This is a genomic window from Mobiluncus sp. (assembly GCF_985070215.1).
The window spans coordinates 1-23,746 of sequence record NZ_CFKZQR010000023.1 but is presented as its reverse complement, the minus strand read 5'-3'; the positions used below and the strand labels follow the sequence as shown (position 1 = coordinate 23,746).

13 protein-coding genes and 2 pseudogenes are annotated in these 23,746 nt (G+C 58.1%); 3 read left to right on the top strand and 12 right to left on the bottom strand.

Annotation, left to right across the window (positions count from 1 at the left end; genetic code table 11):
• Positions 1–54 precede the first annotated feature (54 nt).
• From AC5LBQ_RS05805 to AC5LBQ_RS05770, 8 genes and pseudogenes are all read right to left on the bottom strand, one after another.
• Positions 55–1,072 (bottom strand): annotated as a pseudogene (locus AC5LBQ_RS05805) (Fpg/Nei family DNA glycosylase).
• A complete protein-coding gene (locus AC5LBQ_RS05800) occupies positions 1,065–2,267 on the bottom strand; it encodes an amidohydrolase family protein (RefSeq protein WP_493264893.1) in 1,203 nt (400 codons plus the stop codon). The pseudogene AC5LBQ_RS05805 and the gene AC5LBQ_RS05800 overlap by 8 nt, the downstream one beginning before the upstream one ends.
• Positions 2,267–3,943 carry a signal recognition particle protein gene (gene ffh, locus AC5LBQ_RS05795; RefSeq protein ID WP_493264892.1) on the bottom strand — a complete coding sequence of 559 codons (1,677 nt, stop codon included), beginning with the start codon at positions 3,941–3,943 and terminating at the stop codon, positions 2,267–2,269. The genes AC5LBQ_RS05800 and ffh overlap by 1 nt, the downstream gene beginning before the upstream one ends.
• A 133-nt stretch (positions 3,944–4,076) precedes the next feature.
• Positions 4,077–5,837: a signal recognition particle-docking protein FtsY gene (gene ftsY, locus AC5LBQ_RS05790; RefSeq protein ID WP_491680349.1), complete on the bottom strand. Its 1,761-nt coding sequence runs from the start codon at positions 5,835–5,837 to the stop codon at positions 4,077–4,079.
• Positions 5,838–5,956: 119 nt separating this feature from the next.
• On the bottom strand, positions 5,957–9,532 hold the full coding sequence (smc, locus tag AC5LBQ_RS05785; protein ID WP_491680350.1) for a chromosome segregation protein SMC: 3,576 nt from the start codon (positions 9,530–9,532) through the stop codon (positions 5,957–5,959).
• 101 nt (positions 9,533–9,633) lie between these two features.
• The gene (ndk, locus tag AC5LBQ_RS05780) at positions 9,634–10,092 is read right to left on the bottom strand and encodes a nucleoside-diphosphate kinase (protein ID WP_295027223.1); all 459 of its coding nucleotides are present in this window, start codon (positions 10,090–10,092) and stop codon (positions 9,634–9,636) included.
• 106 nt (positions 10,093–10,198) lie between these two features.
• Positions 10,199–10,828, bottom strand: coding sequence for a dihydroxyacetone kinase subunit DhaL (gene dhaL / locus AC5LBQ_RS05775; protein WP_297345865.1), 630 nt, complete (start codon positions 10,826–10,828; stop codon positions 10,199–10,201).
• 76 nt (positions 10,829–10,904) lie between these two features.
• A complete protein-coding gene (locus AC5LBQ_RS05770; protein ID WP_493264891.1) occupies positions 10,905–12,548 on the bottom strand; it encodes a bifunctional folylpolyglutamate synthase/dihydrofolate synthase in 1,644 nt (547 codons plus the stop codon).
• Between the two features lie 175 nt (positions 12,549–12,723).
• Between AC5LBQ_RS05770 and AC5LBQ_RS05765 the strand changes: the two genes are divergently transcribed.
• A complete protein-coding gene (locus tag AC5LBQ_RS05765; RefSeq protein WP_321076945.1) occupies positions 12,724–13,224 on the top strand; it encodes a GNAT family N-acetyltransferase in 501 nt (166 codons plus the stop codon).
• An 88-nt stretch (positions 13,225–13,312) separates the two neighbouring features.
• A complete protein-coding gene (locus tag AC5LBQ_RS05760) occupies positions 13,313–15,322 on the top strand; it encodes a M13 family metallopeptidase (RefSeq protein ID WP_493264890.1) in 2,010 nt (669 codons plus the stop codon).
• Here the strand turns inward: AC5LBQ_RS05760 and AC5LBQ_RS05755 are convergent.
• Positions 15,309–15,944, bottom strand: a complete 636-nt coding sequence (locus AC5LBQ_RS05755; RefSeq protein ID WP_493264889.1) for a hypothetical protein — start codon at positions 15,942–15,944, stop codon at positions 15,309–15,311. The two genes, AC5LBQ_RS05760 and AC5LBQ_RS05755, sit on opposite strands and share 14 nt — an antisense overlap.
• A gap of 198 nt (positions 15,945–16,142) precedes the next feature.
• On the opposite strand from AC5LBQ_RS05755, the gene pepN reads away from it, so the two are divergent.
• Positions 16,143–18,713, top strand: coding sequence for an aminopeptidase N (gene pepN / locus AC5LBQ_RS05750; RefSeq protein ID WP_493264888.1), 2,571 nt, complete (start codon positions 16,143–16,145; stop codon positions 18,711–18,713).
• Positions 18,714–18,860: 147 nt separating this feature from the next.
• On the opposite strand, the gene AC5LBQ_RS05745 is transcribed toward pepN, so the two are convergent.
• The 3 genes and pseudogenes from AC5LBQ_RS05745 to AC5LBQ_RS05735 all read right to left on the bottom strand — a co-directional run.
• Entirely contained in the window at positions 18,861–20,969 is a 2,109-nt protein-coding gene (locus AC5LBQ_RS05745) for a PTS sugar transporter subunit IIA (RefSeq protein ID WP_493264887.1), read from the bottom strand.
• Between the two features lie 174 nt (positions 20,970–21,143).
• Complete coding sequence (malQ, locus tag AC5LBQ_RS05740; protein WP_493264886.1) at positions 21,144–23,315, bottom strand: 4-alpha-glucanotransferase; 2,172 nt, start codon at positions 23,313–23,315, stop codon at positions 21,144–21,146.
• A 156-nt stretch (positions 23,316–23,471) separates the two neighbouring features.
• Positions 23,472–23,746: pseudogene (locus AC5LBQ_RS05735) on the bottom strand (energy-dependent translational throttle protein EttA); the annotation flags it as partial.

The window sequence follows — 23,746 nt, the reverse complement described above, 5'->3', positions numbered from 1 at the left end:
GGGTGGTGGTTTTTCCGGCTCGGGTTGTGCCGGGGTTGCGGTTTCCCGTGTCCCTCAGCGTTGGCAGCGCGGACACCAGTAGAGTTTTCGTCCCCCCGCTACTTTGAGCTTGATGCTAGCACGGCAGCGCAGGCAGGGCCGGTCTTGGCGCTGGTAGACGTAATATCGGGAGTCGATAGCTTGGGGCTCGCGTCCCGCGGCCAACTCGCGTTCCACGAAAGTAGCGTAATCGTCAGGATCTGCGGTGGTGATTCGTCCCGATTCCACGCCGAGGGGTAGGTATTCTTCCAGCCAGTTCCAGATTCGGCGCAGTTTACGCGACGTCACCTCGCGGGCGGGCGTAAACGGGTTCAGACGTGCCGCGTACAGCACTTCGGCGCGATAAATATTGCCCACCCCGGCGATAACGGATTGGTCCATGAGAGCCTCCCCAATACCCTTCTGACGAGTGGCACAGCGTTTCACGAACTCACTAAAGTCGCTGTCGGGACGCAGCGGGTCGGGTCCCAGCCGCGCTAAGACCGCAGCGACGCCCTCCTCGTCCAGCAGCTCACAAGTGTTTGGCCCGGACAGGTCGGCCGCCCCGTGCGCGGTGACCAAGCGCAGACGCACCGTCCCGTAGGGCTGGGGCGGCGTGAAAGGCGCGGGGGTCCAAAACCAGCGATCCGCGAAATGTTCGTGGGGTGCAAAAGCGGAGTCATCGCGGTGAGTATGCACCGGAATCTCTACGATTTCCGCGGCTGGATGCGCAATCTCAGCGAGGTCCAGGGCCGGACCGATGTGCCGGGCAATGAACTGAGAGTCCCCGTAAAACCGCCAGGAACCGTAAATCCCCAAGTGAATGTGCAGCCAGGTCAGGGTCGATTTGGAGTCGGAAACGGTCGCGGCGGGTTCGGTCTGACGCGGGGCAAAACCGAGAAACATATGTTTCCCGTAGGCTTGCCCGTCAACCAGACGTTGCCCGTCTAACACGGCAGCACTCGCGGTGAAACGCCCCTGCGGAGAGGAGGCCGCGACGACCTCACCGCTCAAACTGGGCGGCCAGCCGGTGGATAGAATGACCTTCAGGCACGGTGTGCGGCCTCTCTAACCGCCCCGGCCACGAGGGCTCCGCGCAGAACCACTCCGGCGGGCTGTTCCAAAACGTTGAGGTCGGCGCGCGGGTCGGAGTCGTACCACACCAGGTCGGCGGGCGCACCCTCCCACAGCGAGGGGGCACCCAGGAAATCCCGAGCCTTCCAGGTGGCCAGGTCAATAATTTCGGGAGCTGAAACACCTAAGTCCAACCACTGCCGCAGCTCTTGCGGCAGGGCGTCGTGGCGCTGATAGCCACCAGCATCGGTGCCCGGCAGCAATTGCACCCCCGCTTCATACAGCGCGGCTTGATGAGCCACCCTGGACTGATCCAAAACGGTCATCGTGGCGGCATACACCGGATATTTTGTCCCTGCCTGGGCGGCAAAATCGGAAAACCGCGCGATTTGCAACATGGTCGGAGTCACGCGGATACCGCGGCGTTGCGCTTCGAGGATTTCGTCCGAATCCATGCCGGTGCCATGTTCAATCCCGTCCACCCCGGCATCTAACAGGCCCTCTATCGTGCGGTGGGCAAAAGTGTGCACGGTCACCCGCGCTCCGTTCTCGTGTGCAGCCGCCACCGCGTCACGCAGCACCGCGGTAGACCACAACGGCTGCAAATCAGATTCGGCCCCATCGGAGCGGTCAATCCAATCCCCCACGATTTTCACCCAACCATCGCCGCGTTTGGCCTGTTTGGCAACCGCCGCGGGCAAATCGGCTTCGTTTTCCAGCTCCAACCCGTAGTAGCGCATATAGCGTTTGGGCCGCACCAGGTGCTGGCCACAGCGAATGATTTTCGGCAGCTCAGCCACCTGGTCAATCCAGCGGGTATCGGAGGGCACCCCGCAGTCACGAATCAGCAGCGTGCCTTTACTCAACGCCAATTCGGCCTGTTCCCGCTGAGTTTCGGCCGGTACGCTGCCCGCGTGGGTCACGCCAACGTGGCAATGTACGTCCACCAGTCCGGGAATCGCGTAGCCGCTGACCTTTCGGTAAGTCAGCGCGGGTTTCGCCGTTCGACTCACGATGCCGTCGTGAATATACAGGTCGCCGTGTACCCACTGGGATTCACAAGATACTGTCGTCGCCTGACCGGTGTATTCTCCCTCTACGCTGGGGTGTTCCGACCACAGGAAAGTACCCGTAAAGTGCAGGTTATCCGGGTTTGTCGCCCCTAGGGGTGTCATCACAAGCCGCCCAACATACGTTTGATGTCGTCGGGCAAATCGTCAGGGGTCAGGGCGGGGGTGGCCGGCGCGGACTTCTGCGGCGACCCGCCGAGACCGCCCATGCCTTTGAGCCCTCCCAGACCGGCGGGCAGAGAACCGGGCAGGTTGGGCATTGCGCCGGTCCCGCTCATGGGGGTGGCGGAAATTCCTTCCAAGGCTTCCCGAGCTTGACGGGCTGCCTTGGCGGGATTGCCAGATTTTGCCTTGCGCTGGGCTTTGGATTTCTTGCCAGATTTTGCCGTCTGTTTCGCTTTCGAATGCTTGCCCATGCCCGGCATCCGGCCGAATCCAGGCATCATTCCCATTCCGTCTGCGCCGCCGCCCATCCCGGGAATGCCGCCGCCGCTCATCATCTTTTGCGCCATCTGGAATCGGTCGACCAAACCGTTCACGTCCGCGACCGTGGTACCAGACCCGGCGGCAATCCGCGCGCGGCGCGAGCCGTTGAGAATCTTTACATCCTGGCGTTCCGCAGGAGTCATCGAACGAACGATAGCTTCAATCCGGTCGACTTCGCGCTCATCAAATTGATCCAGCTGTTCCCGGATTTTGCCCGCCCCCGGCATCATTCCCAACAGCTTTTTCATCGAACCGAGTTTGCGAATCTGTTGCAGCTGGTTGAGGAAGTCTTCCAAAGTCAACTGACCCTGTTGAATCTTGCCGGCCAGCTTTTCGGCCTGCTCCATATCGAAGGTTTCCTGAGCCTTTTCGATGAGGCTCAGCAGGTCGCCCATATCCAAAATCCGCGACGCCATCCGGTCGGCGTGGAACCGCTCAAAGTCGTCCAAGCCCTCCCCGGTCGAAGCGAACAGCACCGGAACCCCGGTAACGCCCCGGACTGACAGGGCCGCACCACCGCGAGCATCGCCATCCAGCTTGGTCAGAACCACACCGGTGAAATCCACGCCCTCTTGGAAAGCCCGCGCGGTTCGCACCGCGTCCTGGCCAATCATCGCGTCCAGGACGAACAAGACCTCGTCGGGCTGCACCTCGTCACGAATGGAACGGGCTTGGGCCATAAGTTCCGCATCTACGCCCAGTCGTCCGGCGGTATCGACAATCATCACGTCATAGCCCGAACCGGAGGCCAGCGCCAAAGCGCGCCGCGCCACATCGACCGGGTCGCCCACCCCGTTGCCGGGTTCGGGGGCGAAAACGGTGACCCCGGCCTGTTCGCCCACGATCTGCAACTGGTTGACCGCGTTGGGACGCTGCAAGTCCGCCGCGACCAGCAGGACTTTTCGGCCCTCTTTCGTCAGCCATTTGCCGAGTTTCCCGGCCAGAGTCGTTTTACCAGCACCCTGCAGGCCGGCCAGCATGAATACGGTCGGGCCTTTGCCGGGCTTAGCGAAATGCAGTTCCCGGTCCTCACCACCCAGAATGTTAATCAACTCGTCGTTGACGATTTTCACAATCTGTTGGGCCGGGTTCAAAGCCTCAGACCGAGCCGCCCCATAAGCCTTTTCCTTTACGGTAGCGGTGAAATCCTTGACGACCTCCAAGGCTACATCAGCCTCAATCAGGGCGCGGCGGATATCGCTGACGGTGGCGTCAACGTCGGATTCCTTCAGCTTGCCCTTCTTGCGAAGGTTCTTAAACGATTCTGTCAGGCGGTCTTGCAGGTTACTAAACACACGTTGATTTTATAGTGAGGCAAGATTTCGGGCAAAAGTGGGGATTGGGGCGCGCCGCGGAGGACACGTTGGCGCAAAAGACCGGCGGTAAACGCCGTTATCTCCCGAAATAACCGGAAACTGCCAGGCGAATCTAGGCATCCAGCAGGGCGTCAGCGAAATCGCCGGGCACGAAGGGCGCTAAATCGTCGGGGCCTTCACCCAAACCAACGAGCTTCACCGGAATCCCCAGTTCCCGCTGTAAAGGCACGATGACCCCGCCTTTGGCAGAACCGTCCAGCTTGGTCAAAACAATACCGGTCACACCCACCGCTTCGGTAAAGATTTTTGCCTGACTCAAAGCGTTTTGCCCGGTAGTGGCATCGATAACCAGCAGGACTTCGGTGATGGGAACCTGCTTTTCAGCTACACGCTTGATTTTGCCCAGCTCGTCCATCAAACCGACTTTGTTTTGCAACCGTCCGGCGGTGTCAATCAAAACCACGTCACTGCCGGCCTCACGAGCAGTTTTCGCCGCGTCGAAAGCCACGGAGGCAGGGTCAGCCTGGTCCTTTTCGGCGCGCACCACCGGCACGCCGACTCGGTCGCCCCAAGTTTGCAGCTGCTCCCCGGCAGCAGCACGGAACGTATCGGCCGCGCCCAATACTACGGTCTTGCGGTCAGCCACCAGCAGGCGAGCAAGTTTACCCACGGTGGTCGTCTTACCGCCGCCGTTAACGCCAACCATTAAGATACCGGCGGTCTTGGTGGGAGAGCCTTCGGGAACTTCCAGGTTGAGGCTACGTTCGGCTTTCCGGTCGAGCATATCGGTGAGCATCCGCTTTGCCATACGCCGCACCTGTGTAGCGTCTTTTTCACCCGCGACCTTTTGTTTTACCTTGAGTTTGCCAATAAGTTCCACGGTCGGCTCAACGCCCATGTCGGCAGCCAACAGTTCGTCTTCAATCGCTTCCCAATCAGAGTCTTCCAAATCAGCGCTGGACAACACATTGAGGATGGCCCGCCCGAACTTGCCCTTACCGGCCAAGCGCTCCTTCAAGCGACGCATCCGGGAGGTCTTGGATTCCGGTTTTTCGATTTCCTCAACATCGGGTTCGGTATGCTCGGCAGTGTCAGAAACTGACTGCTCAGTCTGTGCGTCTGGCTCGGGTTCCTCTGCAGTCTCGGAATCCGCGGCGTCCTCCGGTGTCTCGGAGTGTTCTGATTCCTCAGAGACTGCCGCTGCAGATTCCGGCTCCGACTCCGTTTCCGAAGTGGCATCCTCCTGTGCTGCGTCCGCTGTCATTGCCGCTTCCGCCGCTTCCATAGCGGCTCGAGCTGCGGCGCGGGCTTCTTCTACGCTCTGACCGGGAAGCGGTTTGAAGCACAGCCCGTCCGGGTCGCAATAGACCCCATCAGGTTTTATGATGACTTCTTCCGCATCGAAGTCATCATCTTCCTCGCCCCAGTCACCTTGCGCCTCATCCAAGTCGTCTTCGTCTTCCGGGCCAACGTGATCCGCGCCCGCATCCGCAAAATGATCAGTCTCAGAGGTGGTCGGCTCGAGTTCTACGTCATCATCAGGGGATTCATCATCGCTGTGACCATTGGCTCGAATGGTCTTTTCGACGATATTTCTCAGCTCTTTTTCACCTTGTTGCAGCTGGATGGGCGGTGCGTCGTCAGAGCTTTCTCCGTCCTTACTGCTGTCATCGCGAATCCGCTCCAACGTGTCCAACAGGCGATCCTCGTTGCGAATCTTGCGTTGCTTCGAGTCAATTTGAGAGGCGCTGGCAACGATAACGATAACCACGAAAGCAATAGCCAACGGAATCATAAAAATGAGCGGATCAGTGTAGCCTTCCAGACCCTGTGAATTATTTAGTGTCGTACTAAGGATATTCATTGATTCCATCCAAAACGTCTCTCGTAGCACCGCGTAAAAACGTCTCTCATCCGCTTGAACATTCGGTGCTATCCTATCTCTAACTTCGGTAGGTTTACCTAATTCACGGCTGCATCTCGCAGGATTTGTCACTCGTTGGCGCCGGGGTTTTTCACCAGGCGCTGCGAAATGACCGCCGTGGTTCCCTCCTTCATCGTTACCCCGTACAGTGCGTCCGCAATTTCCATCGTACGTTTGTGGTGAGTAATGATGATTAACTGCGAGTTTTCACGCAAAATTTCGAAAACCCCCAGCAGCCGAGACAGGTTTACGTCGTCCAAAGCGGCCTCAACCTCATCGAGGACATAGAACGGTGAGGGTCGGGCTTGGAAAATCGCGAACAGAAAAGCCAACGCTGCTAGGGAACGTTCCCCGCCCGAGAGCAGGGACATGCGTTTCACGTTCTTGCCCGCAGGACGCGCTTCAATCTCGATGCCGGTATTCAACAGGTCTTTCGGGTCGCTCAAGGTCAGCTTGCCTTCCCCACCGGGGAACAGGACTTGGAAAATATCTTTGAAAGCGGCACAGACGTCTGCGAACGCTTTGCCGAATACTTCCTCGACTTGGCGATCAACTTCCGCCACCACATTCATCAGGTCGTCACGAGACTTTTTCAGGTCAGCCAGCTGGTCAGCCAAAAATTTGTGTCGCGCCACCAAGGCTTCGTGTTCTTGCAACGCCAAGGGGTTCACTTTGCCAATCCGTTTCAGTTCGGTTTGTGCCTGGGCTTTGCGTTCTACCTGTTCCTCTCGGACAAAGGGAACGTGCTCGATGGTTTCACCAGACTCGTCGAATACGGGAACCAGATTGTGCGGACCGTACTCGGCCAGCAGAGTGGGCTCATCCAGACCGCACTCCTGCTGGGCTTGTTCCAGCAATCGTGCCAACTTGGAGTTAACCTCCGCCAAAGCAACCTCATCGCGCATGGAAGCATCCTTGAGGTCGGTACGCTGACGACTCAGGTCGTCCACGGCGGCGCGCAGCGTCTCCATCTCAGTTTGCAGCTGTTCCCGGCTGGCGGTACTGGCTTGACGCTGGGCTTGAGCGCTGGCCGCCGCCACGTGAGCCAACCGCTGGGCAGCTTCAGCCTGTTCCATCACGTAGACAGACCGTTTCCGGCGCCGTTCCCGCACCAACGCCCGGCTGGCTGCTGCTTGAGCGGCGGCTTGTTCCGCCGCAATGTTACGCTGCAGCGAGGCGGCGCGCGATTCTAGTGATTCCAGTTCTTGACGAGCCACATGCGCCGCGATATGAGCGTCCGACTTCGCGGTTTGAGCCTCCGATACCGCTTCGATTGCGGCTTGCAGTTCGGCGGAAAAGTCCGGCTCATCCTCCCCAGCTTCGTCCTGGGCTTTCAGGCTGGCGTCCAAAGTTTCCTGTGCTTGCTTGAGAGCCTCCTGGCGTTTCTCTGTTTCCGCACGAGCCTGTTCCAGGTGTTTCCCGGCACGTTCGACTTCTGCCTGGGCCGCCCCACGCTTCGCTTTGGCAGCCGCTACCGCTGCAGCTGCTGCTGCTGCCGCCGCATCTTGAGCTTTGAGCTGTGCCGCCGCCTCATCGTATTCCTCCCGCGCCGCAGCCAGTTCGGTCGTCGCCCGAGCCAACTGACCATCGGCCTGATCAGCCGCCACAGCCGCCGCTTCAGCCTGTGCCGCCGCCTCATCGTATTCCGAGGCGCGCCGCAAAATCCCCGCATCGGGATCCCCGCCGCCGACAATCCGGGTAGACGAAAGAAAATCCCCCGCCTGAGTCACCGCCGCGGCAACCTTCCCGGTCAACACCAAATCGCGGGCTTCTGACAAATCCGGACAGGCCGCCACCCCCGCCAAGAGAGTCGCCACCACCGGGGGCAAAGTGTTCCCTTTCCGGGCATTGACCAACTCCCTAGCCCAGCACACCCCGGCTGGAAGTTTCGCTTTCTCCAGACTATCCGAACCTTGAGCTCCGAATGGAGTTTCTGAACCGTCCGCGACCAGCAGGTGAACCTGACCCGCGGACTGCTGACGGACAAAACGCAGCGCGTCCGCGGCTGATTCGACCCCCGAGGTCAGCAGCGCTTTAGACCACTGTCCAAACACGGCCCCTATCGCGTCTTCCCACCCAGCCTCAACCAGGATTGTTTCCAAAAGCGCCGCGTTGACGCCGTTCAGCCCCGCTTTCACTACTGCCCCGGCGGCGTCTTCGGGTTGCAAGGTTTTCGCCAAAACCTCGCGTTTCGCCTCCCAAAAAGCGGCTTCTTCCCGGGCTTCGCCGAGTTCTTTGGTCAGTTGCGAGACTTTCTCTTGGATTGTCGCCACAGTCGTAGCGAGATTTTCCTCTTGAGCTGCCAAAGTTCCGTCTGCCACCCCGGGAGGAAGCTCCGCCTCAACCTTGCTGAGTTCCTGGGCGCAAGTTGTTTCGCGTTGCGCGGCGGCCTGGAGGGCTTCTTCCATCCGGCTGAGGTTCCCCGCCGCTTCCTCTGCCAGCGAGGCGGCGGTAGTGACCGCTCCGCGCAGCCGCTCCAGAGTTTCTCTCTTGTCCGCCCTGGCACGCTGCACTTTTTCAATCTGGGAGCGCACCGCGAATTCGCGCTCTTTGGCTCGCACTTCGGCTGCTTTGGTCTGGGTGACCGCATCGTCGGCTTTCGCTACGGCGGCTTGTTTTTCGGTAATCTCCTCACGAGTTTTTTCGAGCCGTTTTTCCAACTCGGTGGTGTCGGCAGACCGGGTTAGTTCCGCAGTTTCTTCCAAAGCATTGGCGCGTTCTCGGGCTTGGTTCGCCAAAGATTCCAAACGTTCCGCCAAGGTGCTCAGCTCAGCCCAGGTCTGGGTGAGTTTCTCCAACTCCGGGCTAACCTCGTCGAAACTCGATTTCGCCACATTCAGCTTCGTGTTTACCTCTTGCAGACGGGTTTCCAAATCCGCGATTTTTGCCGAAATTTGTTCCTTGGAGGCGGTTTGCGACCCAGCTTTTTCTTTGTTTTGCGCCACCGCGTCTGCAATCAAACGGGCAGTCGCGTCAGCGAGTTCGGCTTGGACTCGGGCGGCTTTCCGGGCCGCCTCGGCCTGTTTACCCAGGGGACCCAACCGTTTCGAGACTTCATTAGTGAGGTCCTGGACGCGGGAGAGGTTAACCGCCAAATTGTCCAGTTTTTTCAACGCCCGATCTTTACGCTGCCGGTGCTTAAGCACTCCAGCAGCTTCCTCGATGAAAGCGCGCCGTTCCAGTTCGGAAGCACTCAAAATCCGATCGAGTTGCCCCTGCCCCACAATGACGTGCATTTCCCGACCCATCCCGGTGTCGGAAAGCAGTTCTTGAATATCTAACAGGCGCACCGGGGTTCCGTTGATGGCATACTCGGAACCGCCCGCCCGAAACATGGTGCGCGAAATCGTCACCTCAGAGTATTCGATAGGCAGAGCACCATCGGTGTTATCAATGGTCAATTGGACTTCCGCGCGTCCTAGCGGAGCCCTCGTTTTGGTGCCGGCAAAAATGACATCCGACATCTGTGAGCCGCGCAGATTTTTGGCACCCTGCTCGCCCATCACCCAAGCCAGCGCATCGACCACGTTCGATTTGCCCGAACCGTTAGGGCCAACGACACAGGTCACCCCCGGTTCTAGGCTCATGTGGACCGTGTTCGCGAAAGACTTAAAGCCTTTCAGGGTCAGGGACTTTAAATACACACACTTACCCTAGCGCAACCCCCCGAACCCTAAAAAACAGCCTTCCCGGCCTTGGGCAACAGAGAGAAACAACGCCAGGAGAAACGCCTCGCTACCGGCCTTTAGTCAATCATGTAGGGGAACCAAAGCGCGATTTCCCGGTCGGCGCTCTGTGCCGAGTCCGAACCGTGAACGATGTTTTGAATCTGCGCGTCCGGACCCCAATCCCGAGCCAAATCTCCACGAATCGTCCCGGGCATAGCCACCGCGGGGTTGGTGTCTCCCATCATGTTACGGAAAGCCTGAATGACCCGAGAGCCTTCGATAACCATCAGCACGATGGGGCCGCTCATCATGTATTCGACCAGCCCTTCAAAGAAGTGCTTGTCTTTGTGCTCGAAATAGTGTTCTTCCAGTTCTTCCCGGGTCGCAGTCTTGGTTTGCAAACCCACAATCTTAAATCCGCGGCGTTCAATCCGGCTAATGACTTCACCGATGAGTCCGCGCCGGTAGCCGTCAGGCTTGATAATGACCAGGGTGTGTTCTTCTTGCGGATCGTAGGGGATGTGGCAGTCAGCCATTGACTTTCCTTTCGCCAAAAGTTTCGCTCGACACCGAGCGCAACTCCAAGTTTTGTAAATACTTGTGCATCCTACCGGATTTCACCAAGGTTTTCCGAAGTAGTACTCAATACTCAGCAGCTTTTGCTGCCTCAGCCAAAATGAGTGCACTGGAGGCGGCACCGGGGTCCTTATGGCCGATGGAACGCTCCCCTAACAGCGATGCCCGCCCTTTTGCGGCGCTCATCGAAACCGTATCTTCCGCCCCTTTTGCGGCCGCGTCAGCAGCAACACGCAAGACTTCTTCCGGGTCAGCACCTTTCGCCACGGCAGCAGCTGCGTTGGTGGCGGCCGGATACCACGCGTCCAGCATGGTTTTATTCCCCGGCTGGGCTCCGCCGCGTTCTGCGATTCCCTCAGCCGCCTTTACCAGTAGCATCGCCACATCCTGCGACTCTAGACTCTCCACGTTCACCGAACGCGCCGCCCGCAAAAATGCCGTGCCATACAAAGACCCCGAGGCTCCGCCTACTGCCGCCAGCAAAGTATTTGCCGCTACCCGCAGCGCCTGTTTCGGACTCTCCACTACAATCCCGGATAACCGCTGGTCCACGGCAGAGAAGCCTCGTGAAATGTTGTCCCCGTGGTCCCCGTCCCCGATGACCTCATCCAAACTTTCCAGCATTTCGCGGTTTTGTTCCAGTACTCGAGCGCAGCCATCCATCCAGCGCAGCACCCATTGTGTATTCAAACTCACAGCTGCTCCTTTCTGACTGCCCTAAACTTTCGCGGTCGAATCCGGCCGAGGTCTTGCCGTGTGAGGCCGGTTGTGCTCATTGTAGTTTGTCTTTGCCCAGCACGTCCTGTGCCATTCCGGCGAGTACCACGGAACCGAAAATCACGACTCCGGTGGATCCGGGAACTCCCCCCTGCAAATCATCGATTTCCCCGGCTTTTGCAATCGCTTCGGGCAGGGAGTCAATAGCGTAAACGCGATCGTCACCGAACACCTCCGCGGCCACGGCCTGGATATCTTCCACCTTCGCCGCGCGTTCACCGGGCATCTGGGTCACAATCAACTCATCAATGGTCGGCTCCACAATCCCCAGCACGGTTTCAATGTCTTTATCGGCCATGGCGGAATAAATCCCCACCGTGTGTTGAAAACGAAAATCGTCCTCTATCGCCCGGCGCAGGGCCTCGACCGCACCCGGATTATGCCCCGCGTCAGCCACAATCATCGGGGTGGCGTGCAACACTTCCAGGCGTCCGGGAGAACGAACCCCGCCAAAGGCACGCTCCACAGATTCCCCGTGCAGCGCCGCTCCGCCCAGCTGCGCCTCCACCGCCGTGAGCGCCAGCGCTGCATTCTCGGCCTGAAATTCCCCATACAGGGGCAGGTAAATATCCCGGTAGATAGCCGCAGGCGTGCGAATATCTATGACTTGCCCCCCGACTGCCGGGACTCGCCGCAGCACCGCGAAATCATCCCCCTCATAACGCAGGGTCACGTCCTCGGCATGAGCAGCGTCACGAATGACCGCGAGAGCCTCATCGGGCTGTTTCGCCACCACCGCCACTCGCTGGGGACGCATGATCCCCGCTTTTTCCCGCGCAATGTTGGCCAATCCCCGGCCCAGCCACTGTTCGTGTTCCAAGCTGATCGGCCCGATGACCGCCGTGTCCGCATCGATGACATTGGTAGCGTCCCAGCGTCCGCCCATACCGACCTCGACCACCGCCACATCCACCGGCACATCTGCGAACAGGGCGTATGCCATGACGGTCATGACCTCAAAGAACGACAGCCGGTGTCCGGGGTGAGCGTTTTCCCACAGCGCCAGTTGGGCTTCCACGTCCTCATAAGCCTGGACAAACTGTTCGGTGGTGACGGGGGCTTGGTCCACTGAGATGCGTTCACGCACGTCTACCAGGTGCGGCGATGTAAAACGCCCGGTCCGATACCCCAGTTCCGCCAGCAGCGCCTCAATCATCCGGGCTATTGAAGTCTTTCCGTTCGTACCCGTAATGTGGATGGAGTGGAACAGCTCTTGGGGATTGCCCAGGTAGTCCAGCACGCCCCGCACCGGTTCCAAGCTGGGCTCAATTTGGTGTTCGGCGCGGCGTGTCAGCAGGGTTTCATAGATGGCTCGGGCTTTCGGGTCCTCCATCGTAGAGGGGCCCAAGGTCGAGGTGGGACGTTGCCGTTCGCGCATTTCGTCCATGAGTTCGCGCTGCTCAGGGCTCAGCGACACGCCAAAGCGGTCAACGGGACCTTTCCGGGAGTCGGCGGGGTTTTCTGGGTCCAAAGGTTCCCCGGTCGGATTGTCGTTGTCCTCCGGCTCGGCGGGGGTTCGGGCCGCGAACAGGTAGGGAATCAAATCCGGGTCTACCGACAAATCTTCGGGGGTCACCGCTGGAGGTTGATGCTCATGAGCAGGTTGATTCCGATGTGCGTCCTCATGCTTGTTTTCCACCCCACCATGTTACCGACCCTGGCAAACTCGCACAGAATAGAAGGTCTGGTCTCGCTCTGTTCCATTCCGAAATCAATAGTGACTCATCATTTAACAGACCCAACCAGCAGACTTATTTCGATTCAATAACTTTCAAAGGCTTCCCAGCAGGCACGAATCATGGGACAATCGAGGTATGTCCAAGCTGTCCTTAGAGGCCCCGTCGACCGATGAGTTGACGGAAGCAGAGCCAGACCCGGAAATCAAGATTACCTACCGTCCGATTACCCGCGACGACGTGGTCCAGATGTCCCAATTGCACGCGGTTGCTTATCGGGATGCCGGGTCGAGTGCTGCCAGCCAGCTGAATTTGTTCTGGGACGGCGCCTACGGTCCGCTGTTGTCCGAGGCGACTCTCGGAGCGTGGCACGAGGACAAACTGGTCGGTGTGGTTATCGTGTTGGACCAGGCTCCCGATGAATGGTGCATCACGGACGGCAACAGCGACCAGCCCTACATTGCTGACCTGTTTGTGGATCCCGACTATCGCCGTCAAGGTATCGGTTCGGGGTTGGTCATTAACGCTTCACGAGCCGTGGACGCGTTGGGCCGCGAGGCCCTGACCCTGCAACTGGATATATCCGCCGCCCCCGAGGCGATGCAGCTCTACGACGCCCTGGGGTTTTCCACGCGCTAAACCCAGCGGGACCCCTGTCACAAGGGGGTTTGGTTGCGCCGTCAGGGTCGCTCGGAAATTTTTGGTGCAGCACGGTAGGGTTGAACCCATGACAAAGAACCCACTGTTGGGGATGCTGGATCCCGCTGACTTTGATGAAACTATCCGCCCGCAGGACGACCTTTACCGTTACGTAAACGGCAAGTGGCTGGCCCGCACCGAAATTCCTGCTGACAAGGCCAGCTACGGGTCATTTCACCTCTTGGCCGAAGAAGCGGAAAAACAGGTGCGCACCATCATCGAAGATTGTGTCGCGGGTCGAATCACCGGGGAGCTGAGCAGCCTGGCGGGCAAAGTCGCCTCTCTCTACGGCTCTTTTATGGATGAAGCCACAGTGGAAGCGGATAGCGCCCCCAGCTTACAGCAGCTAAAGGCTCCTCTGGACCAGGCCACCAGCAAAGCAGATCTGCGCGACCTGTGGGCCCGGACTTTTGCCGAAGGCACCTACGAAGGATTTTTCGATACCGGTATTGACATCGATGTGAACAATCCCGAACGCTACGTAAACTATTTCGGCCAAGACGGTTTGGGGTTGCCCGAACGTGCCTATTACTTGGAAGAAAAGCACGCTAGCCTGTTGGACCAGTATCGCCAACACATCGCCCGCATGTTCACCCTGGCCGGATATGCTTCGCAGTCCGCAGCCCCGGACGTGGCCGGTAAAATTGTTGACTTCGAGACTGAGATAGCCCAGTTGCATTGGGATAACGTGAAGACTCGCGACACGGACGCGACAAACAACCCGATGACATGGGACGAACTGGCCGCTAAGCTGCCGCGCTTTGACCTGGGAGCCTGGCGGAAGGCTTCGGGACTGCCCGACAAAATGTTTACGGAAGTCAACGTAGGCGAACCGGATTTCCTTGAAAACATGGACCAGCTATGGGATTCCACCGACTTTGAAACGCTCAAGTGGTGGATGCTGTGGCACGCCTTGAACGGACATACTTCCCTGCTATCCAGCGAAATCGTGAATGCGGACTTCGATTTTTACGGGCAAAAGCTGGCGGGCAAGGAACAGCTGCGGGAACGGTGGAAGCGCGGAGTTTCCCTGGCATCCTCAGTGATGGGCGAAGCCTTGGGCAAACTTTATGTGCAGCGCCACTTCCCCGCCGAAGCCAAGGCGGCGATGAGCCACCTGGTAGAGAACCTGATTCAGGCTTACCAGGATTCCATCGCGGTTTTAGATTGGATGGGACCGGAAACACGGGACAAAGCGTTAGAAAAAATGCGCCAGTTCACCCCCAAAATCGGCTACCCCGACAAGTGGCGAGATTATGAGAAACTCCAGCTCGGAGACGGAACGCTAGTTGACAAGGTTCACAATGCCAGTATTTTTGGCACCTACTACTGGATTGACAAGCTGGGCGGGCCAGTCGACCACACGATTTGGCATATGACCCCGCAAACCGTGAATGCTTACTACAATCCGACCGAAAACGAGATCGTGTTTCCCGCTGCTATCCTGCAGCCTCCTTTCTTTGACAAGGACGCGGACGCGGCTGTGAACTACGGTTCCATCGGGGCGGTTATCGGCCATGAAATCGGGCACGGTTTTGACGACCAGGGCGCCAAGTTTGACGGCACTGGCAAAGTCGAAAACTGGTGGACCGACCAGGACTTGGCGGAATTTGAAAAACGTACCCACGCGCTTATCGACCAGTACAACGCGTTCGTCCCCCAGGGGCTGCCCGAAGAATTCCATGTCAACGGCGCGCTGACCATCGGAGAAAACATCGGCGACCTGGGCGGACTAGACATCGCGTGGAAAGCCTACCTGTTGGAGCTCAAACAGCAGGGCATCGACGACGCGGCAGACGCCCCGGTCATCGAGGGGCTCAGCGCAGCCGAGCGGTTCTTCCTATCCTGGGCGCTATCTTGGCAGACGAAGGTGCGCCCGGAAATGGCCAAACAACTCATTTCGATTGACCCTCACTCCCCGGCGGAGTTCCGCTGCAACGGCGTGGTCGCGAACCTCGACCTGTTTGCGGCGACTTTCCAAACAAAGCCTGGAGACGCCCTGTGGCTGGAACCGGACCAGAGAGTCAGGATTTGGTAGCTGAAGGGCTTGGCTTCGGCTTGGTCCCCTTCACCGGTTCGTTCCAAGTCCAGCTTTTCAGCACAGAATCAATAATCGGCTGGTAGGTTTCCAACGCGTAATCCGGCACGTCCTGTTTCAGGGCATAGGCGTGATTGTTCCCCGAAACCAAAGTCATGAAGGCCGTCATCTCGACCTCTTGATAGACGTAGTTCCACTTCATCTCCAGCACGTTCAAGCCCTCAACTTGGGTCGGGTTCAGCACCGTAAACTTCTTGTAACCCTTGTAGATGGGGTCTTGTTTCAGGTTCTTTTCCACCTCGTCAGGGTCGGAAGTCGCTTTCGCGTGGTCAATGACCATGACAGGAACGTAGCCGTTCAGGGCTTTATCAGAAGGGAGGGACAGCACCACCTGCGCGTCAGGCAGCTTGGAACCGCTAATAGCTTCGTAAGCATCCAGGTAAGATGGCGGAATCTGCACCCGAAAAGCTCCGTCTTTGCCGTTAACCCAGCCCTCCGGAGCAGGCGTGGTCACGATGGTAGCGTTCCACTGAGTGGGGGTCTTGGTTTCTTCCTTTGCGCAGGCACTCAACCCACTCAGCGCCACGGCACCTAAGAGGATTCCCGCCAGGGAACGCCGCAACCGGCGGAGCTTAGAGGCTGAGAGTTGAGAGCTAGAGCTGCACACGGTATTCCGTCTCAACGCAGATACCTCCCCTCGTCATTGGCGCATGAACCATAACTTAAGTCTAGTTTAACTACAATCTTTACGCTGAAACTTCATCGAAAAGGGCTTAGACATGGAAGAATATATACCGATTGCAAACTCAAAGGAGCGTAAATGCCAGGAACTAACCTCACCCGCATCGAAGCCGAGCAGCGCTCGGGAATCGTCAGCGATGTCCACTACCGTGTACATCTCGATTTGACTCATGGAGAGCGCATCTTTCATTCCGTGACGGAAGTTGACTTTGCCTCCCAACCCGGTGCCTCGACTTTCATCGACCTCATTGCCGATTCCGTCACAGAAGTGACCTTGAACGGGACAGCACTGGACCTCTCGAATTACGCAGATTCCCGGATTTTCCTGCCAAATCTGCAGGAACACAACAATCTGCGGGTGGTGGCTGATTGTGTCTACATGCACACCGGCGAGGGACTGCACCGTTTCGCAGACCCCGAGGACGGCAAGTCTTACGTATACTCCCAGTTCGAGGTGCCGGATTCTCGCCGCGTCTACGCCGTTTTTGAACAGCCCGACATCAAAGCGGACTTTACCTTTACTTTCGTGGTTCCTCCCGAGTGGAACGCGTTTTCCAACTCACCCACCCCGGAGCCTGAAATCGCCGCTGACGGTGTGCGCACGTACCGTTTCAGCCCCACCGAAAAAATCTCGTCCTACCTGACCGCCGTCATCGCGGGCCCCTACGTGGGAGAAACCGGCGAAGTGACCTCGTGCGATGGCAGACGAATTCCCCTCGGTGTCTATTGCCGCGCCTCCATGCTAAAACACCTGGATGCCGCCGAAGTCATGGACATCACCCGCGCCGGTTTCGAGTTCTACGAAACCGCCTTTGAACGCCCCTATCCTTTCCGTAAATATGACCAGATTTTTGTTCCCGAATATAACGCCGGGGCCATGGAAAATGTGGGCTGCGTGACGTTCCGTGACGAATATGTGTTCCGGTCCCGTCCCCTGCAAACCCGGGTGGAACGCCGTGTCGTGACCATTCTGCACGAACTGGCTCACATGTGGTTCGGCGACCTCGTCACGATGAAATGGTGGAACGACTTGTGGTTGAACGAATCCTTTGCCGAGTTTGTGTCCACCAAAGCCACAGCGGAAGCGACTGAGTGGAAAGACATCTGGACGACCTTCTCTTGTTCGGAAAAGATTTGGGCCTACGGCCAGGATCAACTGCCTTCCACTCACCCGGTAGTGGCCACCATCAACGACTTGGAAGATGTCCAAGTCAACTTTGACGGCATCACCTACGCAAAAGGCGCCTGCGTGCTGTCCCAGTTGGTAACGTACGTGGGTTGGGATAACTTCCGCTTGGGGATTAAGGAATACTTCGCCAAACACGAGTGGTCCAACGCCACCTTGACGGACCTGTTGACCGAGCTGGAGGCAACTTCCGGTAAGGACCTAAAAGCCTGGTCGCGCAAGTGGCTGGAAGAAGCCGGAATGACGTGGCTGCGTCCTGAAATCCAAACGGACGACAGCGGGGCGATTACTTCCCTGCGCATTGTCCAGGAGCATTTCAATGCCAACGCTACCCCGCGACCTCAACATATGGCGGTATGCGCCTACAACCTGGAACAACGCGATGGCAAGACCGTGTTTGTTCCCGGTCACCGCGAGGAATTCGACATGGAGGCCGATGAATACAACCTTCCAGGTTTTAACGGGCCGCGTCCCGATGTCATTTTGGTCAACGACGGGGACATGGCTTATGGCAAGGTTAGGTTAGACGAGCAGTCTCTGCGCACGGCTTGCGAACACATCGATGCATTCACTGATTCGCTGCCACGTTCCCAGATTCTGTCCATTCTGTGGGACATGGTGCGTGACGGCGAGGTTGGCGCCTCTCACTACGTTGATGCCGCCCTGCAAGCTCTCATGGTAGAGACTCACCCCATGGTAGTTTCGGTCACTTTGCGTAACCTGGACACTTGCATCGAAAGCTACCTGGCCGTAGAAAATCGCGAAGCTGCAGCCCGAAACGTCTCCTCACGTCTGCGGATGCTGTCCCGCCTGGCCAAGGCTGACTCGGATACACAGCTGCAGCTGGTGCGCGCCGCCGCTCGCCGGGCACGGACGCCCGAAGACATCGCCGCCAGCTCCGCCCTTTTGAATGGTAGCGAAACCCTCACGGGTCTGCGGATTGACACGGAGTTGCGGTGGAACCTCTTGACGTCTTTGGCGGCAGCGGGACACGTGGACCGCGCCACTGTCGAGGCAGAACTAAATAATGACGACACCGTAAATGGGCGCGAACGTGTCCTGCAGGCCGCAGCTTCGCTGCCTGATCCTGCGGTGAAAGCCGAGTTCTTTGACCGTGCCTACAGCGACACCGCTCTGACCAACGACCAACTGGCGTCCATCATTGCCGGTTTCAACCGGGCTCAAGATCCACTGCTGCTAGCTCCTTTTGCACAGCGTTACTTTGAGACGCTACGGGAGACCTACGATACACGCACCCACGAGATTGGTGAACAGCTCATCGAAGGCATGTATCCTGCCGCGCTGGTGGGCTTGGAGTCCAGCGGCGTGGACGTGCTGACGCTCACCCAGGAATGGCTCTCGAATAATGCAGACGCTCCCGCGGCACTGCTGCGGATGATGCGCGAGAATCAATCCGGCGCCGAACGCATCGCGAAAGCTCAGCAGCGCGACCGCGAGGGGTAAAGCCCTGCGGGAACCTCAGCCTGCGCAACCGTACGAAGGATGCTCGCTGACACCGTTAGCCCAGTAGCTGTTTGCTCCTGGGACCTCTGGTTTTATCCTCTTGCCCGCTGTACCGGGCAGTTGTGACGGTTCTGACGCTGCGAACGGTTACTGTGGGCGCTGCCGAGAGTCTGGCTCGGAAGGAATTTCCGGCGGGACGACCGGGGGCTGGGGTGCGGAAAAATTCTGAACGGCCGGGTTGGGCTGTGGCATGGCTGCAGGATTATAGGCTGCGGGATAACCGTAGGCGTTTCCTTGGTAGCCATAGAGCTGGTGGTTATATCCGCCGCCGTACTCTGGTCTGTATTCGGGATAGGCCGGGTATGTTTCGGGATAGCCTGGCGCTTGGTAACCATAGGGGTTCTGGGCGTATCCCTGCGGAGGATAAGCGGGGTTTGGCGCGGCGATGTCCTCAGGGTAGGTCTCTGGATAAGCCTCAGGCGACGGTAATACGGGCTGCGATGGCTGGGCAGTGGACTCGTTTACTGGTTCAGTTTGTACCAGCGGCTGCTCAGGTATCGATTCGAGATTAACTGAAACAGGTTCAGCGGTCACGGGTTCGGCAATGACGGGCTGATCCGAAGCGGTGTCGGCGGCAACTGGTTCAGCCAAAGCTGGTTGCGCCGGAACAGTTTTTTCCGGAGCAGGGCAAGCAACGGGGGTTTCGTCCCGAGCCGAAGTCGACTCACCAGTCTCGAGGGTGTCCTTGGCATTGTCCGATTTCGGGCTCGCGAGAGCAGGGGCAAACTTCACGTCCCCCGAGTTGTTGGGGATGCCCATAAACGGCTTGGTGATATAGGGCACACCGAATCCACCCAGATTCAACCGTTTCCCTTTGATCTTTATAGTGAAAGTGGCAATCATGACGTAAATGGCAGCATACAGCACCCCCATGATGAGCAGCACGAGGATGCCTTCTCCGGTTCCCATCCACCGCAGCAAATCCACCACGCCAGGGCCTCCCGCCCAGCCAATAGTGACGCCTAAGACGGCGGTGATAGCGTAAGAAAATGCCGAGGCGACAGCGTGTACCAGCAACAGGGCAGGAGCCGCAAAAAACAGCAGATACAGTGCCGGTTTTTCGGCTCCGACGGCGAACGTGCTGGCAATCAGGAACCAATACATAATGCGCCAGTATTGACGGTTGCTTCCTTTCAGCTGCAGCAACAGCACCAAGAACAGCGCTGCCAGCCCAAACGCGACCACCGGATACCCGCCGGCCAGGAACAAGGCCTGCTGACCTTCCATCTGCGTACCGCCGTACACGAAGCAGCGGTAAGAACCATTGAGGGTGTCGCCTTGGGTGGTTTGGCAACTTCCATATACGTTGTAAGGCACGATGTTCAATAGGGAGCTGACCCCAGTGACCTCCGCAATAGGGTGAAGCAAACCGTAGAGTGCCGCCCCTAAGGGTCCCGGTGCCGCCATCATCGCCGTGCCGGCAGCCACGGTAATAATCAGGTATAACAGCTGATAAACCACGCCCACCACAATGCCGAGAACCACTCCGCCAGTCGCGCAAATGACCACGACCAAGGGAATCCCGCTGACCATTCGAGCCCAAGGAACGACTTTGCGGAACCGGAACTCACTCCAGCAACCAGCGACCAGGAATCCCACCAAAACGCCGCCCATCAGCCCCAAGTCAACGCCGGAAACTTCCCCTTGGGAAGAGGCGGTACTGTAGCGAGACAGAGCCATCGTGGCGCCAAGGTAACCGGACCAACCCGCCAACACCGCTATTCCGATGGCCGCGTTGGGGCGCTTAGCCGCTGCAAAAGCCAACATAAATGCCACAATCAAAGGAAAATACGACTCGATTGTGGTGCCGACATAGTACAAAATATCCGCCACCGGCAAAATCGCCGGAAAAACTTTACCTAAGCCCTGGTCACCAAGGATATGCCCCTGCCCCAAACGTAGGGACAATTCTGCGGCGCACAGCAGCAACAGCGCTACGAACAAATACTGCAGGAAACGTTCGTACCACCCCGGCGTCAGGAAACGAGCGAAACGCTGCCGCTTTACAGCATCACGAGGGGGTTTTGCTTCTTTCGGACGCTTTGCTGGTTTATTCACTGCACGGGCTTTTTCGGACTTATTCTTAGCTTTGTCGGCCCGGCGCTGAGCAGCGGAGATGCGATTCGATTCAGCACCGACCGCTGCTTTGGCTGCTTTGCCCTTGCCCGCCACGCTGGCACTTCCTTTCCTCAGCATCTCCAGGTCAGACTGTAGTCACAGATACCGCAGCCAACATCATCTTCAATTTTGCCATAAATTCAGCGCAGGAAACGTGTTTTACGTGGCAATCAGGAGACTCTCTCCCGGTGCTGGGATTTGCTCTCACCTGAGCGAGGATACAACTCTCTGGGCGATTTTCCTCAGGCAGAACTAACTTTCGCTGTCCTCTGGAAGCTGCGGATTCACCAGTTCGCGCATCGCTTCACAGATTTCGCCCACACCCACGTAGTATTCCAACTCTTCCACTTTGACCGAGCGTCCCAAGGAGTCCGACAGCGGTATGCGCCAGTTCGGGTATTCGTTGTTGGTACCGGGCTGATTTTGCATCCGCAGGTCTCCTACCGCGTCAACCAAACTGACCACGGACAGCTTTGCCCTAGTCTTGCCGATAAAACGGTGCAGCGCCAGAATAAGTTCAGACTCGGTCGGATAATCGTTTTCCAGCAGCCCCATGTTCCGCAGTTGTTCCACCAGCTTCGCGACATCGTCATACAACGTGTTCTTGGCCTCTTCCAAAGGCTGCGGCAAGATTCCCAAGCGATCCTGGACTTCCAGGTGTACCGCGCGGAGGAATCCCAAAGTCGGGGGCAAATCGTGGGTGTTCACCGCGGCCATGCACATTTCGCGGTATTGCTCCGGGGGCCTGAAATCACTGCCGTTGCGTTCAAACCACAGCACCGAAGTGCCCAGAATAGCGCGGTCGCGCAAGTAGTCGCGGACCCAGTCCTCGACTGTACCCAGGTCTTCTCCGACCACTACGGCGTGGGCTCTGGCGGCTTCCAACAGCATGATGCCCACAGTGGCCTCGTGGTTGTAGCGAACGTAGGTGCCCTCGTTGGGATCAGCTCCCCGCGGAATCCACCACAGGCGAATCAATCCCATCACATGATCGATACGCAAAGCGCCGCAGTTAGCTAAAGCGCGGTGAATTATCCCCCGCAGTGGTTCCCAATCGTGGGTGGCCATGTAACGGGGATTCATCGGCGGCTGAGTCCAGTCTTGGCCCAGCTGGTTGTACATATCCGGCGGAGCCCCCACGCTCATAGTCCTCACGAAAGCGTCCGGGATAGACCACACGTCGGCACCGTACTTGTGCACCCCAACCGCCAGGTCATTCATGATGCCAATCGTCATGCCGGCATTTGTCGCAGATTCCTGGGCGGCGTGGAGCTGGGTAGACGCAATCCACTGCAGCCAGCAATAGAACTCAACCTGCTCGGCAAGCTCCTCCCGCAACGCCGCCACGCGAGGACTGGAGACATCGGCAACATCGTCGTCCCACGGCCCCTGACCGAAACGATCGTACAGGGCACACCACAGGGCGAAGTTTTGCAAGTCCTGGCCGCGTGAGGCCATAAAGTCGCGGAACTCGGCTTCGCGGGAGTGGCTGCGCTTGACCTTGAAAATGACTTCCAAGGCTTCACGTTTGGCTTTCCAGGAGCGATCCCGGTCAATCTGCTTCGCGGTATCGACCGGGAAAAGCTCATTGGAGGCCTGAGCAAAAGCGACTTTCACCGGGGATTGAGAGGTGGAGTCCAACTGGTTATATTCCGTGATGTCGTCAGGGCGAATGTAAAGCGGGTTCAAGAAGCGCCGCGACACGGGCAGGTAAGGGGAAGGCGTGATGGGCACGTTGGGCTCGCCCGCATGCAACGGATTGGTCAGCACGAAGTCAGCGCCCTGGCGTCCGAAGATCTCGGCGATATGGCCCAAATCGTGGAAGTCTCCCATCCCCCAAGAACCACGGGAGGACACCGAATACAGTTGCGTCATTACACCCCAGGAGCGGGAATGCTCTAAATTCCCCAGCGGCAGCCGGTCAGGGACGACCGCAACCTGCTGAGCAAACTCGCCTTCGACCGTCTTGGCGTGCAGGGTATGGTAGCCCCACTCGGTGCCTTCAGGAAGTCGGAACGTTGCCTCGCCGCGCCGGCCTTCGGGACCAAAATCGCGGGGTTGGACCCAAATATCAAGCTGTTCCAGCGGCCTAGTATCACCGTTCTCGGTTTCCAACCAGACTTCCAAGCTGGTGCCGTCAGGCACGTGAACCGGGATATTCGCCCCTTGGGACTGGCGCACCACCAACCCTTTCGGGAGGGTGGAAAACCAGTATTCCCGGTCCATCGACTCGTAAGCACGCCCGATATCATCGCTACTTTGCAACGTGAAACCGAGAGCGTCGATGACCCGAACCAAAGTCGACTGCGACACCTCGTGGTAGTTTCCCGCAAAATCCCAATAGTCCGTATCCACCCCCAGCCGACGGGCTAAGTCCTGGACTTGGGGAAAATAACCTTCAAGATAGTGCGTTGTTTCGGCCACTTTATCGAATCCTCAAAAATCCGCTTGCTTTTCGCCACACGCCGAAATCCGACGCTAGACGATTTACTTTAACGAATTCTAACCGCTCCGGCCTGGTAGCAGGCAAACACGCGGGGTGCTATAACATTTTTCTGTATCTCACCGGTATGGCTACCCTTACCCGCGAGTCAGTTTCCGGTAAACCACCCGGTGCGGGCGGGCGGCTTCCGGTCCCAGTCGCTCGACCTTATTGGCTTCGTAGCCTTCAAAGTTGCCTTCAAACCAGAACCACTGAGCCGGGTTTTCCTCGGTACCCTCATAAGCCAAGATGTGGGTCGCTACCCGGTCGAGGAACCAGCGGTCGTGGGTGACGACCACGGCACAGCCGGGGAACTGCAGCAGGGCGTTTTCCAGCGATCCCAGGGTTTCCACGTCCAAATCGTTCGTCGGTT